The 9523-nt window shown below is 53.3% G+C and carries 18 protein-coding genes; 6 read left to right on the plus strand and 12 right to left on the minus strand.

What is annotated here, in order from left to right; genetic code table 11:
- Positions 1-228: 228 nt before the first annotated feature.
- The 8 genes from BMX68_RS24605 to BMX68_RS26080 form a co-directional block, all read right to left on the minus strand.
- Positions 229-411 carry a hypothetical protein gene (locus tag BMX68_RS24605; RefSeq protein WP_017133304.1) on the minus strand — a complete coding sequence of 61 codons (183 nt, stop codon included), beginning with the start codon at positions 409-411 and terminating at the stop codon, positions 229-231.
- Positions 408-599 carry a hypothetical protein gene (locus tag BMX68_RS24610; RefSeq protein ID WP_017133303.1) on the minus strand — a complete coding sequence of 64 codons (192 nt, stop codon included), beginning with the start codon at positions 597-599 and terminating at the stop codon, positions 408-410. The genes BMX68_RS24605 and BMX68_RS24610 overlap by 4 nt, the downstream gene beginning before the upstream one ends.
- Positions 596-1021: a hypothetical protein gene (locus BMX68_RS24615; protein WP_017133302.1), complete on the minus strand. Its 426-nt coding sequence runs from the start codon at positions 1019-1021 to the stop codon at positions 596-598. Before BMX68_RS24615 ends, BMX68_RS24610 begins: the two co-directional genes overlap by 4 nt.
- Before the next feature lie 21 nt (positions 1022-1042).
- A complete protein-coding gene (locus tag BMX68_RS26555; RefSeq protein ID WP_017133301.1) occupies positions 1043-1720 on the minus strand; it encodes a hypothetical protein in 678 nt (225 codons plus the stop codon).
- A gap of 28 nt (positions 1721-1748) precedes the next feature.
- Positions 1749-1997 (minus strand): hypothetical protein, encoded by a 249-nt coding sequence (locus BMX68_RS24625; RefSeq protein ID WP_017133300.1) that lies wholly within the window; start codon positions 1995-1997, stop codon positions 1749-1751.
- 122 nt (positions 1998-2119) lie between these two features.
- On the minus strand, positions 2120-2302 hold the full coding sequence (locus BMX68_RS24630; RefSeq protein ID WP_017133299.1) for a hypothetical protein: 183 nt from the start codon (positions 2300-2302) through the stop codon (positions 2120-2122).
- 442 nt (positions 2303-2744) lie between these two features.
- Positions 2745-3371 (minus strand): hypothetical protein, encoded by a 627-nt coding sequence (locus tag BMX68_RS24635; RefSeq protein WP_017133298.1) that lies wholly within the window; start codon positions 3369-3371, stop codon positions 2745-2747.
- A 72-nt stretch (positions 3372-3443) separates the two neighbouring features.
- The gene (locus BMX68_RS26080) at positions 3444-3590 is read right to left on the minus strand and encodes a hypothetical protein (protein ID WP_017133297.1); all 147 of its coding nucleotides are present in this window, start codon (positions 3588-3590) and stop codon (positions 3444-3446) included.
- An 11-nt stretch (positions 3591-3601) separates the two neighbouring features.
- Here BMX68_RS26080 and BMX68_RS24640 point away from each other — a divergent pair, with 11 nt between their 5' ends.
- Entirely contained in the window at positions 3602-3811 is a 210-nt protein-coding gene (locus tag BMX68_RS24640) for a hypothetical protein (protein ID WP_017133296.1), read from the plus strand.
- Positions 3812-3859: 48 nt separating this feature from the next.
- Here the strand turns inward: BMX68_RS24640 and BMX68_RS24645 are convergent, their stop codons facing one another.
- Entirely contained in the window at positions 3860-4402 is a 543-nt protein-coding gene (locus tag BMX68_RS24645; protein WP_017133295.1) for a hypothetical protein, read from the minus strand.
- Positions 4403-4611: 209 nt separating this feature from the next.
- Here BMX68_RS24645 and BMX68_RS24650 point away from each other — a divergent pair, with 209 nt between their 5' ends.
- Positions 4612-4902 carry a hypothetical protein gene (locus BMX68_RS24650; RefSeq protein ID WP_017133294.1) on the plus strand — a complete coding sequence of 97 codons (291 nt, stop codon included), beginning with the start codon at positions 4612-4614 and terminating at the stop codon, positions 4900-4902.
- Here the strand turns inward: BMX68_RS24650 and BMX68_RS25760 are convergent.
- Complete coding sequence (locus BMX68_RS25760; RefSeq protein WP_143063360.1) at positions 4879-5058, minus strand: hypothetical protein; 180 nt, start codon at positions 5056-5058, stop codon at positions 4879-4881. The two genes, BMX68_RS24650 and BMX68_RS25760, sit on opposite strands and share 24 nt — an antisense overlap.
- A gap of 539 nt (positions 5059-5597) precedes the next feature.
- On the opposite strand from BMX68_RS25760, the gene BMX68_RS24660 reads away from it, so the two are divergent.
- Positions 5598-5912: a DUF1654 domain-containing protein gene (locus BMX68_RS24660; RefSeq protein WP_017133292.1), complete on the plus strand. Its 315-nt coding sequence runs from the start codon at positions 5598-5600 to the stop codon at positions 5910-5912.
- A gap of 400 nt (positions 5913-6312) precedes the next feature.
- On the opposite strand, the gene BMX68_RS24665 is transcribed toward BMX68_RS24660, so the two are convergent.
- Both BMX68_RS24665 and BMX68_RS24670 read right to left on the minus strand, forming a co-directional pair.
- Entirely contained in the window at positions 6313-7254 is a 942-nt protein-coding gene (locus BMX68_RS24665) for a hypothetical protein (RefSeq protein ID WP_017133291.1), read from the minus strand.
- 263 nt (positions 7255-7517) lie between these two features.
- Complete coding sequence (locus BMX68_RS24670) at positions 7518-8399, minus strand: LexA family transcriptional regulator (protein ID WP_017133290.1); 882 nt, start codon at positions 8397-8399, stop codon at positions 7518-7520.
- A 104-nt stretch (positions 8400-8503) separates the two neighbouring features.
- Between BMX68_RS24670 and BMX68_RS24675 the strand changes: the two genes are divergently transcribed.
- The 3 genes from BMX68_RS24675 to BMX68_RS24685 are packed head-to-tail and all read left to right on the plus strand — an operon-like array spanning position 8504 to position 9175.
- A complete protein-coding gene (locus BMX68_RS24675) occupies positions 8504-8698 on the plus strand; it encodes a Cro/CI family transcriptional regulator (protein ID WP_026013323.1) in 195 nt (64 codons plus the stop codon).
- Positions 8699-8726: 28 nt separating this feature from the next.
- Positions 8727-8915, plus strand: coding sequence for a hypothetical protein (locus tag BMX68_RS24680; protein WP_017133288.1), 189 nt, complete (start codon positions 8727-8729; stop codon positions 8913-8915).
- Between the two features lie 20 nt (positions 8916-8935).
- A complete protein-coding gene (locus BMX68_RS24685) occupies positions 8936-9175 on the plus strand; it encodes a hypothetical protein (protein WP_017133287.1) in 240 nt (79 codons plus the stop codon).
- Positions 9176-9523 lie beyond the last annotated feature (348 nt).

A 9523-nucleotide genomic window follows, 5' to 3' on the forward strand; every position in this document is an offset into this window, starting at 1 on the left:
ATTCGATCAGCGAGAGCGCTGAGCAACATCAAGAGAGTGAAGAATGCGATAGATGTGAATGAGCCGCGCAAAATCAAAAGTCGGCGAGTGCGCTGATGCGAGGTCATGGGCCAACCCTTGCATCATGCTCAGACGAAATAATCTGTCTCGGCTCACCGTTTTCTTTGAAAAGACTGTATTGCAGAAGAAGAACTAGAGCGGCGGCGGCTAGAAGCCAGAATAAAACCCTCATGGCGCCACCTGCTTTCGAGCCCTTACGGCAATCCGCCCACCCTTAATTGCTTCAGCAAGATTTGGCGGCAGTGCCGAAACGGGTAGATCACGCGGCAAGCCAGCCCCAAGGACTATAAGCGCTCGCTCAATCTCTTCAATCTGTTCGTCGATCAGTGATTTAACTGGTGATGTGCTCATAACAACTCCTTGCGCTTCTCAACAATCTTGTTGAGTCGGCAGCAGTAGTGATTGAATTCTTCGACGCTGAGGCGTCCGTCCAGCATCATTTCTGAAAGCGTTTTTTGAATCATTACTGACCAACTGATCAGCGTTTCCGGGCTCTCAAGCGCTTCAAGCTCTTGTCCGATTAAGACGTGGGGGCTCATAACGAGTCATCCTCGGCCTGGGCGGCAAGTGCGTCATCGAAAAGGGGTCGGAGTAAGCTCTCGGCGATTTCGCCAAGCTTTCCGAAATGATTGTCGCTTGGGCCGAGCAGTTCGGAGATCGCGCTCTTGTCGGGCTTGTCGCCAGCGGTTAACAGCAGCCAGCCAAGCGCCGAGGAGCTGACTTTGCAGTCCTCAAGACGACTATTCACATGCTCATCTACCGCCAGAGCCAGTTGAGCAACGGTCACGCCTTGCGACTTTCTCATCCAGCGCTGAAACTTCACATCAGTGCGGAAGCGGACAAGCTGCTCTGTTGCGTTGTACAGCCACTCGGCGCGTGCAATCTCTACGGCCGACTCGCTCACTGGGGGCGGCAACTGCGCGTCGTAACGGCCTTGGCATATCTTCAATGCTGCGTTCATGGTCGCCTCCAGAGTGCCGGATCAGTCGGTGTAAGCGATGTACTTGAAGTGGCCGGTGTCTTCGTTGAAGCGTTCGAATCTGCCGCCGAAGGTGCCGCGCACCACCCTCTCCACATCCGAGACAAGCGTTCCGATTGGGAAGACGCCCTCCTTGATCATGGAGCTGCTGCTGTGGAGCTTTGCCACCCAGTCGATTTTTGTGGGATCAAGGACGCGAGGCCTTGTTTCTATGCGGGGAAGATCGCCCATGCTGATGGTTGCGATTTCGCGAACGCACAAAGGATCATCAGCAGCCCGCCATCCGCATTTCGTGCAGCACATATCGGCTTCCTGATGACGCCAGCATGGCGCGTTCAAATGGCAGCTACAGTCCTTTACCTGCTCCAGCTCGATGACGCCTGCGCAGCCATCACGGGCGCACGCGTCGCCCTCGCAATATCCGAAATCGCTCATGGCGACCTCCAGTGTTTGGGGTTGGGCGGAACGGGCGGCGAGCATTGCGTCGGCAACTGCGTACGCAGACTCGGCGGCGTACTGCACGTCGCGGGTACTCATGCCGGGAAATGCTGGAGCAAGCGCCTTGGCTGCGAAGTAATCGCGCAGGGTCATGCCGAGGAATGCATCGGCATTGGCATCGCCAAATCGTGCAACAGCGGCTTCGGGCGCGGGAAAGGCCGGCCCGCCATCATCTTTGCTCATGACTCTCTCCATTCGTTGGTTCGCCCGGTTAAAAGGGGGAATCTTCTGGCGCAACGAGGAAATAATTGCAGGCATATTCCTCGCCGATCAGCTCAAGGAATGCGTCACGGTCGTGCACCTGCAAAATCTCTTCAGGTGTGAACTCAGCAAGGATTTCACTCTCTTCAATACTTGCCAGCGTGGCGGAAACCTTTGTCATGTAGTGGCGCTGTCGGTCTTGGAAATAACCGGCTTCCGAAGAAACCTGTTGTGCGAGAAAGCTGATTTCTTTACTCATGATTTGCTCCGCTTATTTGGTTCACCTGTATTCGTTCAACACTCATGCCTCCCGCTGGTTGCCGATGGGCGCGGAGGGGAGTGCATGCGGGTGGTGTCGGGAGGAGGGTGCAGCCGGCCCGATCAGGCCAGCCGGAATTTCCGTTCAGGGAATTCCTTTTCGAATTCCTCAAGAATTCTGCCCGCAAGTTCGGGGCATTTGCGCGGAAGGGCATGGTCGCGGTTGTCAGTCGTTTTCAACGTCTTCCCGATGAAGCAAAAGACGAAGGTCCAGCCGTTGTCCGTTTGGACTTGAAGCTTTTCCATGTGGCGGCTCCGATTGAGAGATAGGCCCCAGGCCCGCTACTGGCGACGGCCTGGGTTTGCAGCGTCAAGTTGTCCTGGTGCGCTGGGGTGGCCTACCGGAATTCCGGCCGATGCGCGGTGACATCGACGACCTACTGTCCGCTGCCTGTATGAGTATTGGGCGCAGCCTTCAGGCTTGCTGCGCCACGCAGGTGAATCGTTCGGCTACTTCATGTCGGTAGCTCCTATTGCTCGCTCACTGGGCAGGCAGTGGCCACCTATTGATTGTGCAGATGGCAGGCTAGGCGAACCGTTCCTGCTCCCGGCGTTATCACCTCGTCGCGCTTTCAGCTCTAGCCGCGATCAGGTATCCGGGGACGGATGGGCAATTCCCGCGCTCGGCGGTTCATCTGCAATGCAGGTGGGCGGTTATAGGCCGCAGTTTCGTCCGCATCTATGGCCGCTATTGGAAGCCGACCAATTCATTGGCAAGCAACTCTCTTGCGCGATCACTCAAGGCGGTGAGAACCCGAGGATCCTGAGAGTCGCAAGCCTTGTACTGCTCAATCCGCTTTAGAAGCTCGCGGTGCTTGGCTTCCCGGTAGGCCTGATTCGCCTCTTCCGGGGTGTGGAACCTGCCAAGTGTCACGCGCAGGCCATCGACATTCAGGGATGCGGCGAACTTCCTGTCGCACTTACAATTGACCCAGGCAACGCCTATCGGCCACTCGCCCCGTGTCGCCTGATTGGTGCCGAAGAAGAGGTTCAACCACTGTGGTATGAACGCACATGTATCCGGTCCGTAGACCCGATTGCCGGGAACCAGAAAATCTTTGTCGAGATGTATTCCCTCCCAGCGCTGAGTGACCATCCAGCCTTTGAAAGCGGAGAACCTCTTCCACTCTTCCACGACCGTGCAGCCGCGATAGGTTGGGTACTTGGCCTGGTATCGCTCCGAGTAGCACCTCATGAGCATGTCAGACCATCTTGCATAGATCGGGTCGTGCTTGAATCTGTTGCTTTCCGCCCGGCCTGCCGACATCGGGACATCGTTCAGGCCAACGCCATAAACAAGACGCTGCTTTTTCATGTACCCTCCAGACTGTGCGCTCTCATAGAGAGGATCGGGCAGTTAACGACAGGCTGTCGTGGCGCTGGTTGGTCAGGACTTCACCAGCTCGTAGCCGGCGGCGCCGTAAGCTTTTGTTAGCCGCTTGTTGATTTGCTCGAGGGAGTAAGCAATTCCGCCGTGACCACTCGGACCCTTGTAGATGTACATTCCACCCTTCACTTCGTAGGTAAATCGCATAGGTGCACTCCATGGTTGGAAAAATTGAGCCGCGATACGGGGCAGAGGTGTACATCTCTGACGCCGGGAACATCTGCATCAAACAGGATCAGGGGGGCCGTGAAGAGCACGTGCTGATTTTTGCTGACGAAGAGGTCGACGACCTGATTGCTCTGTTGAAGGATGCAAAATCGGAGCTGGCCGAAGAGCGACGAGTGGCCGAAGAAAACGAGAACAACTGAGGCCTGTCACATCCATCTGCCCACCCAGTGAATGGGCAGAAGTGATGCTCAGTACGGCTTCTCGACCTTGCCCTGGTCTTGCAGGCTTTTGATGTGGAACAGGTTGTTCAACATCATGTCCATCTGGCCGGCCAACTGGTTACGCAGGCCGTCCTTAAGTGCGCCAGTCACAGCGTTGACGCTGGTCTGCATTTGCTTGGTGAAGTCCTCGGCGCAGATCTTGGTCATGAGCCATTCGGCGCGCGTCACAGTGTTGTACGAGCTGGATGCTGGCTTGCCATCGCCAGGGTTCACCTTGCAGTTCCAGTAAGCAGTGACGGTTGTTTCCAGCTCCTTGCGGAGCGTGGTGGACGGCCCTTCCTGATCACCCCACTGATTCACCCGGCGATATTCACGCTCGAACGAACCGTTGATGGTTTCGTCGATCGCCTTCTGAATCTGCGAGGTCACGCGCTCGTCGAAGATTTTGTCGATGCGTTTCTTCACTTCTTTCGCGACCATCTCGGAGAGGTCTTCGTCCTCTCGCAGCAACTGGTCGGCGACATTTGCCACGATGGATTTTTTCAGTTCGGCTTCGTTGATATTGAGCATGGTCATTGCCTCGGTTGTTTTCCCAATGCACCCGTCACCAGGCGCATCAGTGAAACTTTCCGCCGTGGCCCGCTACTGGCGTCGGTCACCGGCTTGAATCGAATGTGGTCGCCTGTTTTTACAGGGGCAGGCTCCCTGTTTCCTCGCTTTCCACAGTCGAGGGAAACCCATATGCTTCGACCTCCACAGTCGAAACAAGGAATGCAGTTATGGCGGAATACATGGCTCGAGTTGAGCTGTTCAGGGCCGATGGCGAGGACTACGCCGATCTTCACGAAAAAATGGCTGCTTTAGGCCTGAAGCGGACGGTTAAGTTTGATGACGGAAAAACTTATGACATGCCGATAGGCACGTACTTTGGAGCAAGCGCCCTAAGCACCTCTGTATTGAGAGACAGAGTCAAATCTATTTCTGATCCGCTTACTTCGCGAGGCGCTGCTTCAATTTTTCTATGCCGTGTTGAAGGGAGTGAGTGGTCAGCATTCCTTTACGAGGCCTGACCCGCCGGCGGCTGACTTGCCCCAGGGCACAACATCAATCGCGTGATACCTCATTACGCCAATAGCTGACTCAAAGGCGGTATCAAAACTGGTGCCGCTTTTTTCAGACAGCTCAAGAACAATCTGTCGAACTCGCTCAATCTGTTCTTCGTTCATTTCCTTACCCCGGTTTGACTTCCCTGATACCCCTCGTAAGAAGGGCATCGAGGAAATCTGTCTCGCTACGCATATCTGGGTCATTCGCCAGTTCGGTATCCCTCGTCTGCCGCAGGTTCTCCCTGCGTTTCCTCCCAGCGCCAAAGTCACTCCCGTGGCGGTAGGTCAGATCAGATCGCCGGTCTCCAGTAGAGGCGTAGCGGCCAATCGTTAGTTTTTGACAGAGCCTTTGCATCGGCCCTCCCTGTCCTTGCCGGACAGGCGGCCCCGCTGTTATTTCCGCAGCAGGATCGTGTTCTGAATTTTTAAAGAGCGACTCCGAATCGGAGCGGACCCTTTCGAGGCCCTTCGCAGTGGCTGTGTCGCTGCGATGGGTGAACGATAAGCCAATGCCTAATTTCTGTAAATAGGTAATGCCTAATTATTTTCAAATTTCTTCTCCGGCGAAAGTCAGCGGCTGAGGGGGTTGCATTTCCAGATCGAGACGTTAAGCTTTGCCTATCCTGTATTTATATACAGTATTTGTTAAGGAGATGTTTATGGCAGTCCACGGAAATGTAAAACCACCACAAGCCAGCGGTATGACCGGGATAGAGCGGCTCAGCCTGCGAGTTTCATCGATGATCAATCATCCGATCGCGCAGGAGCGGCGTGAGGTAACTGTTCATCGCCTGGACACGGACGGTGATCGGGAATGGGAAGAAGTGCTTAGCGTGATCGCTGAAACTGACGAACTCGAACTGACGCTCAATGACGACGGCAGCGTGACGGTGAGATGGGAGCAACAGGAGTTGGATACGGCGGGAAAAGGAGAGGCTGAGTTTGAGCCTGAAGAGGAGTTGGCCCCGTTCTGACGGGCACTAAAAAGCCCGCTCAGTGGCGGGCTACAGGTTATGGCGGGGAAGTCATATGTAAGAGACCCTGCTCCGGAGCCATTTTGGTATATTCTACTAAGGAATGCATTTTTAAGAATAGATTCCTAAAGGTGATAGATGAAATCCACCCCAGCGGTTCAGAGCCTAAACCTTACCTCGTTATGCAAGCCAAGAGATTATCAGGAGTGCCTAATCTACAGCCCATGCGAAGGATTTATGGTTGCGACATGGAAAAACCTAGGTGATGAGCCAGGGTTCTATTTATTCGCTACTTACGAACCACTACATCATGAGCAGGCCCTGCTCTGGGTTGGACTTCCATCGCCGGAGCTTATGAGCAATCTTTGCCAAAAGCTATCTAATGCCAAAATAGAAAGCGCTACAATCTCCGTCCAGAAAGAGACATGACCCTTCGTATCTCACTTATGGCTGGAGATAGGCTGTCTTTTGAAATCCCTATTAGCAAAAGATCTTCAAGATTCTTGGATGTGAAAAAATCATTGCCGCTAGAAATAAGGCTTTCAATACGAGCGACGCCTTTTGGGATTAAACTAATCCATGCGTGAGTTTTGCTAATTTCCCCTGCGCGCCATTGATGTATTTCAACTTCGCTTGCGGCTATAACGTTTTTTAATGGATTAATAAAGTTAAATATCTCTTCGTCCTTGTAAGAAGCGCCTAAAAAGCTGAATCCCGCTATTTCGCCAATCTTTATCTGTTTTGGTGGCACAGCACCCGACTTCTTCGCCGCAGGGTTGGTCTCAAGATAAGCTTCTCTCTCGGCTAGGGATCTAGCTTCATACCTATAGAGCCCTGGATCTCGGGTTTTTAGTTTATGATCAAGCCGGCTGCTGTCAGCCGCAGAAAATGCCCCTCGAAGCTTGAAGCGAAGCGATTTAAGAAATAAATATTGTTGTTGTAGGCTGGATATTGTCGCGAGCATTGATGGAGCAACTGCCTTAAGCTCAAGTATCCTATTTACTTTGAGTCTTCTGCTATATAGCTCATCATGCCTTTTCATTTCTGACGAGAAGTCTGCTTTGAAATGCTTTGTACCGCAGTCTTTGCCTATGTTTGTTTCTTGTTCGTCACTAGTAGTAATAAGGTAGCCGTGTAAGTGCGGCTTTCCGCAGTCCGATATTCCACACTTAATCGTTTTTCCATTTAGATGGTAAGGGGCGACGATGCTTCCAAAGTTCCTGTCCTTGTGTGTGGGTACAAAATAAAGAGAGGATTGATATTTTGGGCGGCAGACAATCGACTCAATGTCAGCTAGCACCGGAACATCTTCAAAAGAAACGTTAGAGTCTTCGCCGCTCATTTCACATCCTTGAATTGTATATTCACTTATTCCGATTGGTTACTGCGTTCTCGAAATGCTTCCCTCTTCACCTCATCTGCATATCCCTCGACAGCCAGGTAACTCGCCGCGATCTCCAGCAACTCCCTAACCTCATCTTACTGGCCATCCTCAGACAGTCGCACGGCGCCCTTCATCAGATCGACTCCCGACTACTTGAGAATGCCGCAGCCTCTTTCAGGTCGCGGCGCAGCGGTTGGTAGCGTTTAGTGAGGGTCATAGCGTCACACCGGCTGCCCGTTCCACACGTAAAGCACGCGAGCTAGGATGTGGGTGTCATCCACTCGTATGTCCTCGGGGTCGTGGTGCTTGTTGTCCGAGATCATCTTGAAGCGATCCTTGCCTTTCTTTTGCAGGCGTTTCACGTACAGCATTTCGTCGTGGGAGAAGAGGTAGATGCCATCACCCGTGAACTCCCGGATCGTGATGTCGACCAGTAGCGGGTCGCGATCCTTGATGGTTGGGGTCATCGATTGCCCCCAACCGGTGATCATCTTGAGGTGGAAGTGTTCTTTGAACGAAACCCCCATCTCCCTCAGGTGCTTGGGGCTGACCCTGATGTCCTGGAGCATTTCCGGGTATTCGTGCGGGATCTGTCCGCCGCCCATCGCCGCACGCACGTCGTAGTGCGCGATCCACACCTCATCACCAACAGCTCCGGGGCGGTAGTAGTCCAACTCGATTACGCCACCACCATCTTCAGCCTGGGCGACGTCAAGCAATCGTCTGCGGGCATCTTCAGAAAGGTTGTTTCCGATGCGACTCAGCATATCCCGGACAGCGTCAGCGGCTGTCCCTCCTGAGACCCTGGCGGTGCTGTCGTTCTTTGCGGCTGGCACGCTGGTGAGATTTCTAATCTCCTCAGCCAGACGAGGACTAAACGCCTCGACTGGCTCGAAGATCATGCGAGCCAGTACGGCGGCGAACTGTGCGTTTAGCGGATTTATCCCCTTGAAATACAGATTCACTGCGGCTGGCGTCATGCCGGCAGCGTCTGCGATTTTCCTCTGACTTAACTTCAGCTCGTTCTTCTTTGAGAGGAACAGAGCGTGCGCCGCTTCGCACTCGGCTAAGCGATCAGGAGGCAGGATTCTTTTTTTCGTCATCGTGCGAATGTATATCAACGGTTAAAAATAAGAAGAAACCATCGGTATTGATTAAAAATTAACAGATGGTTAATATCAGCCTCATCTACGACCGAGGCTTGATCATGAACGAGACCCCCCTCGATAAGTTTGTTGCTGAAAAAGGGCAGTCCGAAGCCGCACGGCTTCTTCGTGTGACCGCCCCGGCAATTCATAAAGCGCTCACCGCGAAGCGAGATATCCGCGTCCTGGAATTGCCTGATGGAACATTTCAGGCCCAAGAGCAGCGTCCGTTTCCATCCCAAAAATCCGCCGCCTAACCCCTTTATCAGCCACAAGGAGCAATACATGTACGAAGACCCTAAGCATTTGAATCATAACGAAACAAAGGTTCGTCTGAGCGATGAGTACGACAGCTACCTTCGCTCGTTAGCAAAAATCCACGGCACTCAAAAAGCTGTTCTTGCCCGTGAAATTCTGAAGGCTGCAATTCAGCAGATGAGGGATGAGCTTACCCGCGTTCAAGACATGGCCTGAAGGCCCGCAATGGAGGCTCTATGCCTGAGAACCCTTGCGACCTGTCATTGCGGCAGATCGCGGATGTCGATGACATCCATTTCCTTGAGCAGGCAGCCGCCGAGCAGGGAATCACAACGCAGCAACTCGTCAAGGAGCTGATTGAACGCCACATCGTTGCAAGAACAAGACCGAAGACGATGACGGGGACAGTTCAGCCATTCAGACGACCCTACAACCCAGCGAGAGCAAAGCCTGATGAGGGCCTGAAAAGTGAATGACAACCAAATCGCAGGCACAAAAAAGCCAGGTTCGCGGCCTGGCTTCTTGTGCAGCACATACAAGTAACGTCTGGAGCTGATTATGCACAGTTCAATAGATGCCGGCAATACCCTCAACAATCTCGCGCCACGTTTTTCGCAATCTGAAAACGTGGCGCACGAACGTAACTATCACATATCTGCTGCGATGCATGCTGTTCGGATGGTTCGGTTTCAATACACCAAGGAAGCCAAGAATCAATTCCGTCGCGAATGTCTCGATCACCTGAGGGCTTCATTGTCTGGGGGCGCGGCATGAACTACGGATTCATTTACTGCCTCGCCAGCGAAGCCATGCCAGGCATCTAC

The organism is Pseudomonas agarici (assembly GCF_900109755.1).
GTDB lineage: Bacteria > Pseudomonadota > Gammaproteobacteria > Pseudomonadales > Pseudomonadaceae > Aquipseudomonas > Aquipseudomonas agarici.